11 protein-coding genes are annotated in these 15,350 nt (G+C 44.8%); 8 read left to right on the top strand and 3 right to left on the bottom strand.

Annotated elements, in window-relative coordinates; translation table 11 throughout:
- The first annotated feature begins 21 nt into the window (after window positions 1-21).
- The 7 genes from ACZ1GZ_RS16685 to cysG are packed head-to-tail and all read left to right on the top strand — an operon-like array spanning window position 22 to window position 10,179.
- Window positions 22-1,092, top strand: coding sequence for an ABC transporter permease (locus ACZ1GZ_RS16685; protein WP_472665996.1), 1,071 nt, complete (start codon window positions 22-24; stop codon window positions 1,090-1,092).
- A gap of 10 nt (window positions 1,093-1,102) precedes the next feature.
- Complete coding sequence (locus ACZ1GZ_RS16680) at window positions 1,103-2,863, top strand: ABC transporter ATP-binding protein (RefSeq protein ID WP_472665995.1); 1,761 nt, start codon at window positions 1,103-1,105, stop codon at window positions 2,861-2,863.
- A gap of 9 nt (window positions 2,864-2,872) precedes the next feature.
- The gene (locus ACZ1GZ_RS16675; RefSeq protein ID WP_472665994.1) at window positions 2,873-3,295 is read left to right on the top strand and encodes a globin family protein; all 423 of its coding nucleotides are present in this window, start codon (window positions 2,873-2,875) and stop codon (window positions 3,293-3,295) included.
- A 3-nt stretch (window positions 3,296-3,298) separates the two neighbouring features.
- A complete protein-coding gene (gene nirB / locus ACZ1GZ_RS16670) occupies window positions 3,299-5,746 on the top strand; it encodes a nitrite reductase large subunit NirB (protein WP_472665993.1) in 2,448 nt (815 codons plus the stop codon).
- 5 nt (window positions 5,747-5,751) lie between these two features.
- A complete protein-coding gene (gene nirD, locus ACZ1GZ_RS16665; RefSeq protein WP_472668341.1) occupies window positions 5,752-6,078 on the top strand; it encodes a nitrite reductase small subunit NirD in 327 nt (108 codons plus the stop codon).
- An 11-nt stretch (window positions 6,079-6,089) separates the two neighbouring features.
- Window positions 6,090-8,741: a nitrate reductase gene (locus tag ACZ1GZ_RS16660; protein WP_472668340.1), complete on the top strand. Its 2,652-nt coding sequence runs from the start codon at window positions 6,090-6,092 to the stop codon at window positions 8,739-8,741.
- Window positions 8,713-10,179, top strand: coding sequence for a siroheme synthase CysG (gene cysG / locus ACZ1GZ_RS16655; protein WP_472665992.1), 1,467 nt, complete (start codon window positions 8,713-8,715; stop codon window positions 10,177-10,179). Before ACZ1GZ_RS16660 ends, cysG begins: the two co-directional genes overlap by 29 nt.
- Here the strand turns inward: cysG and ACZ1GZ_RS16650 are convergent.
- The 3 genes from ACZ1GZ_RS16650 to ACZ1GZ_RS16640 all read right to left on the bottom strand — a co-directional run bounded on the left by ACZ1GZ_RS16650 (window position 10,171) and on the right by ACZ1GZ_RS16640 (window position 13,973).
- Window positions 10,171-10,947 (bottom strand): beta-keto acid cleavage family enzyme, encoded by a 777-nt coding sequence (locus ACZ1GZ_RS16650; RefSeq protein WP_472665991.1) that lies wholly within the window; start codon window positions 10,945-10,947, stop codon window positions 10,171-10,173. The genes cysG and ACZ1GZ_RS16650 overlap by 9 nt on opposite strands.
- A gap of 61 nt (window positions 10,948-11,008) precedes the next feature.
- Complete coding sequence (locus ACZ1GZ_RS16645) at window positions 11,009-11,638, bottom strand: response regulator transcription factor (protein ID WP_472665990.1); 630 nt, start codon at window positions 11,636-11,638, stop codon at window positions 11,009-11,011.
- Between the two features lie 22 nt (window positions 11,639-11,660).
- Window positions 11,661-13,973: a PAS domain S-box protein gene (locus tag ACZ1GZ_RS16640; RefSeq protein WP_472665989.1), complete on the bottom strand. Its 2,313-nt coding sequence runs from the start codon at window positions 13,971-13,973 to the stop codon at window positions 11,661-11,663.
- Between the two features lie 339 nt (window positions 13,974-14,312).
- Between ACZ1GZ_RS16640 and ACZ1GZ_RS16635 the strand changes: the two genes are divergently transcribed.
- Window positions 14,313-15,281: a TAXI family TRAP transporter solute-binding subunit gene (locus ACZ1GZ_RS16635; RefSeq protein WP_472665988.1), complete on the top strand. Its 969-nt coding sequence runs from the start codon at window positions 14,313-14,315 to the stop codon at window positions 15,279-15,281.
- Window positions 15,282-15,350 lie beyond the last annotated feature (69 nt).

The following is a 15,350-nucleotide window of genomic DNA, read 5'->3' as shown; positions in this document are numbered from 1 at the left end:
AGATAATTAATAGGACCTAAAATGGCACAGGCAATGACTTCCGTCCCCGAGGTATCGAGGAAAAGTAAATTCCTTTCTTTCGTGAATAAATCCAGCTCATGGTTAGAGGCATTGGGACTTTCCTGGTTCGTGCCTTTGCTAAAGATCGCGGGTGGCGATGATGTAAAAACGCAAATGGGTGAGCTTAAAAATTCACTTATCGTTCCACTCATGGGTATTTTGATCTTCTTGGCAGCATGGGGAATTCTTGCGCCGAAGGTTCAAACATCACTTGGTGCTGTTCCTGGACCAGTTGAAGTATGGGAACAGGCAGGTAACCTTTGGGATGACCACATTCGCGAGCGAGAAAAAGCAGCTGCATTTTATGAGCGCCAAGATGCGCGTAATGCAAAACTGATCGCTGACGGTAAAGAAGACCGTGTTAAGTTCCGTAACTATACTGGTAAACCAACATATCTTGATCAGATTGTGACATCTTTGTTCACAGTTGGTCTTGGTTTTGTGATCGCGACAGTGATTGCTGTTCCTCTTGGAATTGCATCTGGTTTGTCTAAAACCGTGAACGGTGCGATCAATCCACTTATTCAAATTTTTAAACCGGTATCGCCACTCGCTTGGTTGCCGATTGTGACCATGATTGTGTCAGCAACATATGTGACACCGTGGGAATTTATGCCGAAATCGCTGCTTATTTCCGCTGTGACAGTGACATTGTGTTCGCTATGGCCAACATTGATCAATACTGCACTTGGTGTGGCATCTATCGATAAAGATCTTATGAATGTGAGCCGCGTTCTCAAGCTGCCAACATATAAAACAATCACCAACTTGGTGCTTCCTTCATCCTTGCCTTTGATCTTCACAGGTCTTCGCCTCTCACTTGGTGTTGGCTGGATGGTGTTGATCGCTGCGGAAATGCTTGCTCAAAACCCGGGTCTTGGCAAATTCGTATGGGATGAGTTCCAAAATGGTTCATCACAATCTTTGGCTAAAATTATGGTTGCTGTTCTGACCATCGGTATCGTGGGCTTCATGCTCGACCGTGTGATGTACACACTCCAGCAAGCCTTTACATTCTCAAGCAACCGCTAGGATCAGATAAATGTCTTTTGTAGAAATTACAGATCTTTCAAAACATTATGGTGAAGGAGCGAACCGAACAGAGGTTCTCTCCAACATCAATCTGAAAGTGGAAGAGAGCGAATTTATCGCAATCGTCGGCTTTTCAGGTTCTGGTAAAACGACTTTGATTTCAGCCATTGCTGGTCTTATTGAACCAGATAGCGGTGGCGTGATCTTTAAAGGAAAAGAGATTGACGGTCCAAGCCCTGAGCGTAGTGTTGTATTCCAATCCTACTCTTTGATGCCATGGCTTTCTGTTTTTGGAAATGTTGCCCTTGCGGTGAACAGTGTATTCAAAGACAAAAGCAAAACGGAACGCAATGAGATTGTCCAGAAATATGTCGATATGGTTGGATTGTCTCACGCAGCGGATCGTAAACCTGCGGAATTGTCTGGTGGTATGCGTCAGCGCGTTGCTGTGGCACGTGCCTTGGCGATGCAATCAGAATTGCTACTGCTGGATGAGCCATTGTCTGCGCTTGACGCGCTAACTCGCGCTAAGTTGCAGGACGAATTTGCGGACATCTGTGAGAAAGAAAAGAAAACAATCATTCTGATCACAAACGATGTGGATGAAGCAATTTTGCTTGCTGACCGCATTATCCCATTAAAACCTGGCCCAAATGCTACACTTGGTCCGGATTTTAAAGTTGATCTGCCGCGCCCTCGTAATCGCGGTGAAATGAACTCAAGCGATGAATTCATCAAATTGCGTGCGGAAGTTACAGAATATCTTATGACTGTCGGCGCTGAGCGTGATGCTGAAACTGCGCAGGAGTTTAACCTTCCGAATGTAGTTCCAATTTCACAGCTCAAGGAACAAAAACTACCAAAAGCTTATGAAGCTGAAAGTGGTGCAAAGCACGACCGCACCTATCTTGAGTTCTCGCAAACCAAAAAGGTTTATCCGACACCAAAAGGTCCTTTGACGGTTGTGGATGGCTTTGATCTGAAGATGAAAAAGGGTGAATTTGTCACTCTGATTGGTCACTCAGGCTGTGGTAAATCCACCGTGCTTTCCATGGTTTCAGGTCTGAATGAAATCACCGCTGGTGGTATTATCTTAGATGGTACGCATATTCAAAGTGCAGGTCCCGATAAAGCTGTGGTGTTCCAGGCGCCTTCATTATTACCATGGCTAACAGCTTACCAAAATGTCGCCTTGGGTGTGGAAAAAGTTTACCCGCATGCCACGGCAAATGAGCGCAAGGAAGTCATTGAATATTATCTTTCACGTGTTGGTTTGGCAGACTCCATGGATAAGCCAGCAATGGACCTTTCTAATGGTATGAAGCAACGTGTGGGTATTGCGCGCGCGTTTGCATTGTCACCTAAATTGCTTTTACTTGATGAGCCATTTGGTATGCTTGATTCACTCACACGTTGGGAATTGCAGGACGTGTTGATGGATGTGTGGAAACGCACAGAAGTGACGACAATTTGTGTGACCCATGATGTGGATGAAGCCATCTTGCTCGCCGACCGCGTTGTAATGATGTCAAATGGTCCAAATGCAAAGATCGGTAATATCATGGAAGTTGATCTTCCGCGTCCACGCTCCAGAAAAGCATTGCTTAACCACCCGGATTATTACGCCTATCGTGAAGAGTTGCTTGACTTCTTGGAAGCATATGAAGGTGGAGCTGATCCATCTGAAGAACAGTTGAAGTCTATCCAGGAAAAACGTGCGGCGCGTATTGCGCGTCAGTCTCAAAACAAATCAGTTGCTGCTGCGGAATAGGAGAGGGAAATGACACCCGAACAAATCACATTGGTTCAAGACAGCTTTGCAAAAGTTGCACCTATTTCAGATACAGCTGCGGAGTTGTTTTACGGACGATTGTTTGAGATTGCACCTGACGTAAAGCCTATGTTTTCTGATGACATTGCGGCCCAAGGTAAAAAGCTGATGCAGGCACTAACCGTGGTTGTCAACGGCTTGAGCAATATTGAACAGGTTGTTCCGATTGCGCAAAAACTTGCGCAAAACCACTTAAATTATGGTGTTGAACCTGAACATTACAACGTCGTGGGCGAAGCGTTGATCTGGACCTTGGAAAAGGGGCTTGCTGACAGCTTTACCGAGGAAGTTAAAGACGCTTGGCTGGTTGCTTATGCCACACTTTCCAACGTAATGATTGAGGCCGCTTACCCAAAGACGGCAGCGGAGTAGAACATGAAAAAGAAACTTGTAGTCATTGGCAACGGCATGGTGCCAGGCCGTATGTTGGAGCGATTGTATGAACAAGCGCCTGACCTTTATGATGTAACCATTTTCAATGCTGAACCGCGGGTCAATTATGACCGGATTATGCTTTCACCAGTTCTTTCGGGCGAAAAGACATATGAGGAAATCATCATTCACGGTGATAGCTGGTATGACGAGCGAAATATCACGCTTTTAAAAGGGCATAAAGTTACCAATATCGATCGTGAAGCCAAATCAGTGACATCTGACAAAGGGGAAATGGTTTCTTATGACAAGTTGGTCGTCGCGACTGGTTCGAATCCCTTTATTATTCCTGTGCCAGGACATGACCTACCAGGTGTTCTAACCTATCGTGATCTTGATGACGTTGAGGCGATGTTGGAAGCTTCGAAATCTTGCGGCAAAGCAGTTGTGATTGGTGGCGGTCTGTTGGGACTTGAAGCTGCTGCAGGTCTTAAAGAACAAGGTATGGACGTTTCTGTTGTGCATTTGATGCCAACATTGATGGAACGCCAACTTGATGAAGCTGCAGGTCATCTTCTCCAACGCGAATTGGAAGGCCGCGGCATTAAAATTCATACCTCATCCAACACAAAACAAATTGTAGGTGATGGCAAGGTTGAAGGTCTTGAGCTTGAAGATGGCACAATCCTTCCTGCCTCACTTGTTGTTATGGCGGTTGGTATTCGTCCAAACGCTGAAATTGCCAAAGAAGCTGATCTTGATGTGGGTCGAGGTATTTTGGTTGATGGTCGCATGGTGACCAGTGATCCAGATGTTTACTCGCTGGGGGAATGTGCTGAGGTTGGTGGTCAGGTTTATGGCATTGTTGCACCACTTTATGAGACCGCTAAAATTGCAGCGGATCACTTAGCTGGCATTCCATGTGAGGCATTTAAACATGCTGAAACAGCAACCAAGCTCAAAGTAACTGGTATCGATCTATATTCATTGGGTGATTTTGCTCAAGGTGAAGATCGCGAAGAAATCGTACTTCGCGATGCGCAAGCAGGTATCTATAAACGCTTAGTCATCAAAGATAATAAGATTATCGGTGTGGTACTTTATGGGGAAACATCTGACGGCGCCTGGTTCAATAATTTATTGAAAAAAGGCGAAGATATTTCTGAAATGCGCGAAACACTGATTTTCGGTCAAGCCTATCAAGGGGGCACCCCCTTGGACCCCACGGCGGCCGTTGCAGCCTTGCCGGATGATGCAGAAATCTGCGGCTGTAACGGCGTTTGCAAATCCACAATTGTTGATACAATCAAGGATAAGAATTTAACGACGCTTGATGATGTCAGAGCGCACACAAAAGCTTCAGCATCTTGCGGTACGTGTACCGGACTTGTTGAACAGCTTATGTCTGTTACGCTCGGTGACAGTTATAATCCAGCTGCGATAACTCCTATGTGTGCATGCACTGATTTAGGTCATGATGATGTTCGTCGTTTGATAAAAGCCAAGGAGCTTAAAACAATTCCTGATTTAATGCAGGCATTGGAGTGGAAGACATCGTGCGGCTGTGCAAAATGTCGTCCCGCGCTCAATTATTATATGGTTTGCGATTGGCCTGATGAATATGCCGATGATTATCAATCTCGCTTCATCAATGAACGCGTGCACGCCAATATTCAAAAAGACGGTACTTATTCTGTTGTGCCGCGCATGTGGGGTGGGATGACGTCGTCATCTGAACTTCGTGCGATTGCTGATGTGGTGGATAAGTTTGATATTCCTGCTGTTAAATGCACAGGTGGTCAACGTATTGATATGTTGGGCATCAAAAAAGAAGATTTGCCCGCGGTATGGGCTGATCTTGGTAAGGCAGGTTTCGTCTCGGGTCAGGCTTATGCAAAAGGTTTGCGTACAGTTAAAACCTGTGTTGGATCTGACTGGTGTCGTTTTGGAACGCAAGATTCAACCGGCCTTGGTATCAAGCTGGAGAAGTTTATGTGGGGGTCATGGACACCTGCAAAACTCAAACTTGCAGTATCTGGTTGTCCTCGAAATTGCGCGGAAGCAACGTGTAAGGACATCGGTGTCATTTGCGTAGATTCCGGTTACGAAATCCATTTTGCGGGAGCTGCTGGTCTAGATATTAAAGGTACGGAAATCCTCGGTAATGTTTCAACCGAAGAAGAAGTGATGGAACATGTTGTGGCACTTGCGCAGATGTATCGAGAGCAGGGGCGCTACTTAGAGCGTATTTATAAGTGGGCAAAACGTATTGGTCTTGATGAGATTAGATCTCAGATTATGGACAATGCTGAAATGCGAAAAGCCTATTATGAGCGCTTTGTCTTTAGCCAAAAATTTGCACAAGTTGATCCTTGGAACGAGCGTGTTTCCGGTAAGGATAAACATGAATTTAAACCAATGGCAGATCTAAAACTGGAGCCAGCAGAATGAATGCAATGACAGAAAACTGGATTGCCATCGGCAAGCTGGATGACATACCTGTAAGGGGTTCGCGCTGTGTGAAAAACGGTGATGTTACAATTGCATTATTTCGTACAGCCGATGATCAAGTCTTTGCTCTTGAAGACAAATGCCCACACAAAAATGGCCCACTTAGTCAAGGTATTGTCCATGACGGTTGTGTAACTTGCCCTTTGCACAATTGGGTCATTTCCCTTTCTTCAGGAACTGCGCAAGGCGCAGATGAAGGGTCAACAATGACCTATCCAGTTAAAATTGAAGATGGAGACATTTTATTGTCTCTTGATGGACATAAAGAATAATGACGCAGGATTTGCCGAAAACAATTAAGACAACATGTCCTTATTGTGGTGTTGGTTGTGGAGTGTTGGCGACACCCCAAAAAGATGGATCACTTGATATAAAGGGTGATCCCGACCATCCGGCAAACTTTGGCAGATTGTGTTCAAAGGGCTCTGCACTTGGAGAAACAATCTCGTTAGATGACAGGATTTTAGAACCAGAGATTAATGGTGAAGTTTCCTCATGGGACGAGAGCCTTGATCTGGTCGCAGAGAAGTTCTCTCAGACCATCAAAGAGCATGGCCCTAACTCCGTTGCGTTTTACGTCTCAGGTCAAATTTTGACAGAGGACTATTATCTCGCCAACAAATTGATGAAGGGGTATATTGGTTCCGCAAATATTGATACCAATTCCCGCCTTTGCATGGCGTCATCTGTTGCAGGGCATAAACGTGCATTTGGTTCAGATACAGTACCAGGTTGCTATGAAGATCTTGAGCTTGCAGACCTTATTGTTCTCACTGGTTCCAATTTAGCTTGGTGCCATCCGGTATTGTATCAACGCATCATGGCTGCAAAACAGTCGCGCCCTGAGATGAAAGTGGTGTTGATTGATCCACGCCGCACCATGACCGCAGATATTGCTGATTTGCATCTACCTCTTTCAGCAGATGGTGACGTCGCGCTGTTTACTGGATTGTTAAAACATCTTCACGATCAGGGTTGTGAAGATCATGATTTTGTCAAAGATCATACTTCTGGCTTAACAGACGCATTGGCGCAGCTAAAAGATCTCACAATGGAGAAAATTGCGCAGGCAACATCTCTTGAGGTGTCTGATATTCAGCAGTTCTACGAGATGTTTGCCAACACCGAAAAAACGGTAACGATCTATAGCCAAGGTGTTAATCAATCAAAATCTGGCAGTGATAAAGTCAATGCGATTATCAACTGTCATTTGGCCACAGGTCGAATAGGGAAACCAGGAATGGGTCCTTTTTCTGTCACCGGACAACCGAACGCAATGGGAGGGCGTGAGGTTGGTGGTCTTGCAAATATGTTGGCAGCGCATATGGCAATTGAAAACCCAGTACATCGCGACCTCGTACAGACGTTTTGGCAATCGCCGACGATTGCGTCTGAAACCGGGTTAAAAGCGGTTGACATGTTCAACGCTGTGAAAGACGGCCGCATTAAAGCAATTTGGATTATGGCGACAAACCCTGTTGTTTCAATGCCCCAGGCTAATGACGTTAAAGAAGCGATCAAGAACTGTCCTTTTGTTGTTGTATCAGACGTTCTTCACTCAACTGACACTGTTGCCTTGGCTGATGTGAAACTGCCATCTTTGGCGTGGGGTGAAAAAGACGGAACTGTTACCAATTCAGAGCGCCGTATATCGCGCCAGAAAGCTATGTTGCCTGCGCCCGGCAATACCAGAGCTGATTGGTGGCAACTGGCTGAAGTGGGTAAACGCATGGGGTTTGCAGGGGCGTTTGATTATCCAGATGCGCGCGCTGTATTCATCGAGCATGCAAAGCTATCAGGTTATCAAAATGATGGATTGCGCGATTTTGATGTCTCTGGGTTGGCTGATGTTTCAGAAGCTGAATATGACGAGTTAAAACCGGTGCAATGGCCGATTGTAGGCAAAGAACGGCGTGTTAAAACACGATTTTTTGCCAAAGGTGAGTTTTATACGCCGAACAAGCGCGCCAATATTCTGCCAGTTGCTTTCCAAGCAAATGTTCAGAGTAAGAGCGATGAGCTAACTCTTAACACCGGCCGGATCCGCGATCATTGGCACACGATGACGCGGACTGGCAAAAGCGCTCGACTATCGTCGCATTTGGGTGAACCTTATTGCGAAATTCACCCCACAGATGCTGAGCGATTGTTACTAGAGCCTGCGTCTCTTGTGGAGCTTGAAACAGCGCATGGGAAGATCACCGTCCGTGCTCTCATTACTAAGCGACAACAACAGGGCAGCGTATTTGTACCTATGCATTGGACAGATCAGTTTGCCGCCAATGCGCGGGTAGATGTGCTTGTGCCTTCCATTACAGATCCCGTATCGGGTCAACCTGCGCTGAAAAATGTTCCTGTTGAACTGCGTCCAGCGAAAGTCGCAACATACGGTTTGTTGGTGTCGCAAAACAAACCGGTGCCGCCAAAATTTGATTACTGGGCTTTATCAAAGTGCGTTGACGGTTGGAAATTGGAGTTCGCGCATCGCTCAGTTCAAGACATTGATTTCTCCAATCAAAGCATTTGGGGACTGAAAGATCGAGCCAATGACATTTCATACTTAGATCACGATACTGGGCGTAGCAGATATGCTTGGTTCAATGATGAACAGTTAGAAATAGCCCTGTTTTTGAGCAAGGCGCCTGTTGAAGTATCGCGAAATTGGGCGAGTGAGCAGCTGTCGGAGCGCTTTCAGACCATTGCAGACCGCTACAAAATAATTGCTGGACGTCCCAGCATGGATCAGCCCGATAAAGGGCAAATTATTTGTAGCTGTATGTCTGTCGGATCAAATGAGATTTTGGGTGCAATTCACAAAGGCTGCTTAAGCCTTGATGCTATTAGTGAAGCGACTGCTGCTGGAACAAATTGCGGCTCATGCCGAGCAGAAATAAGTGAGATTATTCATGACAATCAGATCCTTGCCGCAGAGTAAAAAGCGAAAAAGAGCGCGTCCGGAACGCATAGGGGAATTGGCTGTTTTGCCGATTTTCTACAAGCTTAAGGACAAGAAAGTTGTCTTGGCAGGTGGCTCAGATGCTGCTGCATGGAAATGTGAATTGCTTGTGGCTGCTGGGGCCTGTGTGCATTTATATGCAAGCGAGCTAGATGAAGAATTTGATGCTTTGATGGCTGCTAATCCAAAGCAGATTATTTGGCATAATAGACCGTGGGCGACAGACATTTTTGAAAATGCTCAAATTGCCATCGGTGATATGGAAAGTGATGGTTCTGCAAAAGCGTTTTATTGTGCGGCAAAAGCATCAGGTGTTCCTGTTAATGTGATTGATATGCCCGATTATTGCGAGTTTCAATTTGGCTCAATTGTTAACCGTAGTCCGGCAATTATTAGCATTTCAACCGATGGTGCTGCACCAATTTTTGGTCAAGCCATTCGGCGTCGGATTGAAATGTTATTGCCCGTATATCTACAGGCTTGGGCAAAAACCGCGATGTCGATCAGAGCGCGGATTAACGATCTGCTTGAACCGGGTAAAGAACGACGTGCTTTTTGGGAGCACTTTGTTGATCAAGCGTTTTCGAAAACCGCAGATGAGGCAACGGAAAATGCGCTTTTAGATAATGCGAAACTTATGAAAGCCAGAAATGAAACCGGCAAGGTGACACTTGTTGGTGCAGGTCCGGGTGATGCTGAACTGTTGACGATTAAAGCCATGCGCGCGCTGCAATCAGCTGATGTTATATTGTTTGATGATTTAGTCTCATCAGATGTTTTGGAACTTGCGCGCCGCGAAGCAAAACGCATGCTGGTTGGTAAACGCGGCGGGCGCGAAAGCTGCAAGCAGGATGATATCAATGCGATGATGCTCAATTTTGCTAAATCAGGCAAAAATGTTGTTCGGTTAAAGTCAGGCGATCCATCGGTGTTTGGCCGTGCTGGTGAAGAAATTTGTGCGCTCGAGCAACATAATATCCCAGTATCTATCATCCCAGGCATTACAGCGGCTTCGGCAATGGCTGCACAGCTGGGCGTATCGCTCACGCATCGCGATCATGCTCAGTCAGTGCGGTTTATCACCGGACATAGCAAGAAAGGAAAATTACCTGACAGCGTGAACTGGCAGGCCGTTGCAGATCAAAGCGCAACATCGATCTTTTATATGGGCGGCCGAACAGCTGCGCAAATTAAAGCCCGCTTGCTTGAAGAAGGTATGAGTGGTCAAATGCCAGTTGTGATCTCATCTTCTATTTCACGGGATAATCAGCAAACTTGGTTTGGATGCCTTAATGAGATTGAAGTTGGTATTGCAGAGATAGGTTATGACGAACCTGTATTAATCGGCGTAGGGCAAGTATTTGCTGGTGCGATGTCAAGTCAAGTCGCACCTGATTTGATTGAACGGTCAGCTTAACGCATCGCGATATTTGATAAATTCTTCAACGCGCTCTGCATTGTCTTTCGCGACGGAACCATCTTTATGCCAGAGTGAGTTTTCAAAGCCGATCCGAACTTTGCCGCCATGTTGATGCGCATGAACAAGGCAATCTGTCTCACCTTGTCCAAAAGCACATATTGCCCAATCCAGTTTTGCGTTTTGCTTTTGAACCCAATTGTGAAATGGGTCTAAATCATTTGGTGAACTTTGCTGGTTTTTGGTATAACGCCCGAGCACAAATAGCAATTGGGTCGCAGTTTGTTCATTCAGTAAATTCATGCTTTCAATGCGTGCTAAATCATTAACATTATAGATGATGTGTTGAACTGATATTTCGCTATCAAGACACCAGTCATAAAAGTGCTTTGCTTGTTCGCTTTCACCGTCTGACAGCATTTCCGCAATGGATATGGAAACGGCTTTTGGCATGATTTTCTGCACTACATCACGCTGTTGTTGGGGTGAATATTGTCCCACAGCTTCTGTTGTGATTTGAACGTAAAATCCCGGGACAACATGTTCCATTTCCTGAAGTGCTTCAAGATATAAACCCGGATCTAGCGTATGCATCTCATCTCTGCTGCGAATATGCATGTGCAGTCCGTCGGCGCCTGCTTTCCGACACGCAATTGCTGTCGCAGCAGTCTCATAAATATCGATGGGAAGGGCAGGGTGATCCTTCTTAGTGCGCCTTGCACCATTGGGTGCAACCATGATTTTTGGCAGTGTTTGATGACTAGACATAAATGCCCTTTCTAGGAGGTGGTTTGATATCTAATAGGCTTTGGAGTGTCCCCAAACCAATCTATGAAAACAAATTGGATTTGATAGCTTTTTCGATTAATTCTGCGACCGAAGTGACATCCATTTTTTCGAGAACGCGCGCTCGATGATGATCGATAGTTCTCGGACTTACATCCAATTGGCGCCCGATATTTTTGCTAGACGTGTCAGCGGGATTTTGCACTATAAATTCTGCGATCTCTTTTTCGCGTGTCGTGAGTGTTTCAAATTTTGCTTTCAGTACAGTTGCGTCTTCAATTTCTTGATTGACAATAGCCGACTGCTCAAATGCTGCATCAATTGCTTTTAAAAGTACCTTTTGTTGGAAGGGTTTTTCCAGGAAGTCGACTGCACCTGCTTTTATTGCTTGAACGGATTGTGGAATGCCACCATGGCCGGTCATGAAAATAATCGGGATTGAGATATCCATTTCAATCAGTTTGTTTTGAAGTTCAAGCCCATTCATTCCAGGCATGCCATAGTCCAATAGCAAGCAACCATAATTAGTCTGATCATAGGTCTCTAAAAAACTATTGGCTGACGAAAAACTTTCAACTTTATATCCGCGTTTGGTCAATGATCTGGTCAAAGATGTGCGAATATCTTCTTCATCATCAATAATAAAAACGGTGAAATCTTTCATGAGGGACATGCAATATAGTTCCTTTGATGATTTAACTTATCACAGCAACTGGAATTGTGAAGCAAAAGCGAGAGCGACCTTTGGTTTTTGGTTCATACCAAATCTTGCCACCATTTGCTTCAATGAGCGTTCGGCTGAGAGATAGTCCAAGCCCCATACCGTCCTGTTTGCTGCTTTCAAATTGTGCAAACAGATCAACATTAGGATCAATGCCCGGGCCTGTATCTATGACATGAACTTCTATGAATTTATCTCGCTTTGAAGTTTCAATAACAATTTCACGTTCATCTGGGTTTTTAGCCTCAACGGCCTCTATCGCATTTCGTGCAAGATTTACAACAACCTGTGCAACTTGCACTCTATTGCCGAACGCCAAAGGTATATCGTTTGCCATAAGAGATATCGAAATTTTGTGTTCATTGGCTTCAGGTTTTAGTAGTTGCAAGGTTTGATCCAACAGCTCAGCGAGATCAAATTTCGATTTCCCGCCGTCATCTTTGCGAACCAGCCCGCGCAATGCTCGAATAATTTCAGCGCCGTGGTGGGCTTGTCGATCCATGTCATTGAGTATTTCTACCAATTCTGGATCAGCATCGGGTAGGTCTTTAATTGTAAGAAGTGCAGCATCAACATTTTGCGTGATTGATGTGAGTGGCTGGTTGAGCTCATGTGCTAAACCTTCCGCCATTTGCCCCATCATATTAACGCGTGCAAAGTGAGATAAATCTCGGCTTAATTCATTGATTTTGGTTTCAGCTTTTTTCTGCTCGGTTCTATCATCAACGGTCGCAACTGCATACATAGGGTCGCCCGAATTATCTCGAATTAAGAACGCATTGACCTGCAGCCAAACGATATCACCATTTTTACGGATATAACGTTTTTCCTGATTATATTCGTAATCATCATGCATGGTTTTCTGGAACGAAATATAGCTGTCTGCGTCTTCAGGATGCAAGATATCATTGATCGACATATCGACCATTTCTTTAGTTGTGTAACCTAAAATATCGGCAAGTTGTTGGTTTACCCTTATAAAATGTCCATCGCTCGATGATATCTGTGCCATACCGCGCGATGCCAAACTAAATGTTCGACCATAAATGCGCTCAAAGGTTTTTCTCTGTGCTATTTCACTTGCCAGTGTCTCGCTGACTTCTTCAAGTTCTGGATAGGTTTGCGCGCTGGCGTTGGATTTCGAAACATCCCCGCTTGCGACCAGTCCGGCTCGAACTGCAAAATCTCGGATAGGTTTGTTAATTCGGTTGGCAATTTGCAAACCGATGAGGCCAGTGACCATCGCAATGAACATTGCTATCCAAATGTTGCGTGTTCTGTTTTCTTCAATACCACCGATAAAGTCGCTCAAAGGAGCGTAAATCGCAATTGACCAAGGTAAATCATGGTTTGATCCGGGAATGAGGATAGATGCATATGTCCCGTTATTGTATTGAAACTCAGCTTCAATTTCTTGCTCAGATGAGACTTGAAGAAAGTTCGGCAGATTGCCAAATGCTTCCCTTGCCACAAGGTCATCAATCTGGTCAATTTTTACAAATTTCAGTTGGTTGGATCGATCTGTCTCTTGAATAAACTCAGAATTGGGATGCGCAATCACATCGCGTTCATTTGAGAGTGCCATGGCAACACCGGAGCTACCGATATCCAGGCTTGATAGGAAACGTGATATCTCATCAATTTCTATATCGACACCGATCACACCTTCAAATTTATTAGACGCAGATGTTATAGGTGTGGCGGATGTAATCCCCGGACGTTGCGATGAAAAGAAAATATACGGAGCGGTCCAAATTAAACTTTGTTTCTCTTTTGCATCCACAAACCATGGTCTTACACGGGGGTCAAATCTATCACTGGGGTCCGTTTCACGTCTTACAATTGCGTAATTTTCATCCCTCCAGATAAGTTCTGTTGAAATTTGTTCAACATTACGTCTTACGATTTTCGTCCGATAGGTCGCATATTTTTCACTCCGCATGACATAGAGAAAATTGCCTTGTTCATCGCCGTAATACATCCCTGATAATTGTGGGACCACTTGCATTTGCTGGAACAATAAGCGTTCCAATTCATCGGTGTTTGAGCTGTCGACTATACCACTTTCGATGAGGTTTTTGGCCAGTTCTGTGGCTCGAATCGCCGGTTCCAGAAAGCCTTTTGAATGTTCAGTTGAACTGCGCCCAACTTCTCCAATTAGCGTTGTAGCATGATCCACCAATACGCGTTCTGAAGAAACAAAATAGAATGAAACGACAAAAAGAACGGCAATAAATTGCAAGCCGGACAGCCAGATTGCCAGGATTGCACCAAGTGAAAGTTTCATTATATTTGGCCCTCTGGTTATGCGTCTGCAACAGTTAAGTTGCAAAAATCAATATATATATCAATAGATTAGTTCTATCCTAATAATGATCAATATGATTTTATTGTTAAGCAATAAGTCTCTTTCTTGTGCGTGTAAACTCTTTTAGGGCCGTCTGCTGTCGGTATAGGTAAACACGCGTATAGACAGTTTTTTGCCTGAATGTGATCCTCTTAGTTAAGCAGGAAGGGGTATTGCGTCCAAAATAATAGAATCCGGACTTGTTTTTTAAGACAAGAACCTGATCAAAAATCCTTCACTGACCTGCGGAAATAAAATTTAATTAATCGGGAGATTACAATGATTAATAATTTAAAACTTCTCACAGCTACGCTTGCACTTGGTTCTATGATGGGCACAACTGCGATTGCTGAAGACTTCATCACAATTGGTACCGGCGGCGTTACTGGCGTTTACTACCCAACAGGTGGTGCGATCTGCCGTCTGGTCAACAAAGGTCGTAAAGACCACGGTATTCGTTGTTCTGTAGAATCAACAGGTGGTTCAGTTTATAACATCAATACAATTCGCGAAGGCGAGCTGGAGTTTGGTGTTGCTCAGTCTGACTGGCAGTATCACGCTTATAACGGTACTTCAAAATTTGCTGATGCTGGTAAATTTGAAGAGCTACGCGCTGTGTTCTCAGTACACCCTGAGCCATTTACAGTTGTTGCACGTGCAGATGCTGGCATCTCAAGCTTTGATGATCTTAAAGGCAAGCGCGTAAACATCGGTAACCCAGGTTCTGGTCAACGTGGTACAATGGAAGTTCTTCTTGATGCTAAAGGTTGGACAACTGGCGATTTCGCATTGGCAACAGAGTTGAAAGCTGCTGAGCAATCAGCTGCTCTTTGTGATAACCAAATCGATGCGATGGTTTACACAGTGGGTCACCCATCTGGTTCAATCCAAGAAGCAACAACAGCATGTGACAGTGTTCTTGTGACTGTTGATGGTAGCGCTGTAGACGGATTGATCAATGATAATCCATTCTACCGTTCAGCAACTATCCCAGGCGGCATGTACCGTGGCAACGATGGCGACACAACAACATTTGGTGTTGGTGCAACATTCGTAACATCGACTGCTGTGTCTGAAGAAGCTGTTTACACAGTTGTGAAATCTGTGATGGAAAACATCGAAGACTTCAGAAAACTTCACCCTGCTTTTGCAAACCTCCAGCCAAAAGACATGGCAACAGCCGGTCTTTCTGCGCCGCTACATCCGGGCGCTGCAAAATACTATAAAGAAGCTGGCTTGATCGAGTAAGTTTCTTTTACAGGGCGGGAGGGCAGAAATGCCCTCCCTTTTGCATTTCGTTATAGCTTTCCATGGATA

This window comes from Lentilitoribacter sp. JB5-8 (genome assembly GCF_055693385.1).
This window is presented reverse-complemented; position numbering and strand designations above follow the sequence as displayed.

Excerpts from the sequence above, each read along its gene's own strand:
- ACZ1GZ_RS16680 (WP_472665995.1), top strand. The coding sequence starts at position 1,103 with ATGTCTTTTGTAGAAATTACAGATCTTTCAAAACATTATGGTGAAGGA.
- ACZ1GZ_RS16640 (WP_472665989.1), bottom strand. The coding sequence starts at position 13,973 with ATGAAACTTTCACTTGGTGCAATCCTGGCAATCTGGCTGTCCGGCTTG.
- ACZ1GZ_RS16675 (WP_472665994.1), top strand. The coding sequence starts at position 2,873 with ATGACACCCGAACAAATCACATTGGTTCAAGACAGCTTTGCAAAAGTT.
- nirD (WP_472668341.1), top strand. The coding sequence starts at position 5,752 with ATGACAGAAAACTGGATTGCCATCGGCAAGCTGGATGACATACCTGTA.
- ACZ1GZ_RS16650 (WP_472665991.1), bottom strand. The coding sequence starts at position 10,947 with ATGTCTAGTCATCAAACACTGCCAAAAATCATGGTTGCACCCAATGGT.
- ACZ1GZ_RS16685 (WP_472665996.1), top strand. The coding sequence starts at position 22 with ATGGCACAGGCAATGACTTCCGTCCCCGAGGTATCGAGGAAAAGTAAA.
- ACZ1GZ_RS16645 (WP_472665990.1), bottom strand. The coding sequence starts at position 11,638 with ATGTCCCTCATGAAAGATTTCACCGTTTTTATTATTGATGATGAAGAA.
- cysG (WP_472665992.1), top strand. The coding sequence starts at position 8,713 with ATGACAATCAGATCCTTGCCGCAGAGTAAAAAGCGAAAAAGAGCGCGT.
- nirB (WP_472665993.1), top strand. The coding sequence starts at position 3,299 with ATGAAAAAGAAACTTGTAGTCATTGGCAACGGCATGGTGCCAGGCCGT.
- ACZ1GZ_RS16635 (WP_472665988.1), top strand. The coding sequence starts at position 14,313 with ATGATTAATAATTTAAAACTTCTCACAGCTACGCTTGCACTTGGTTCT.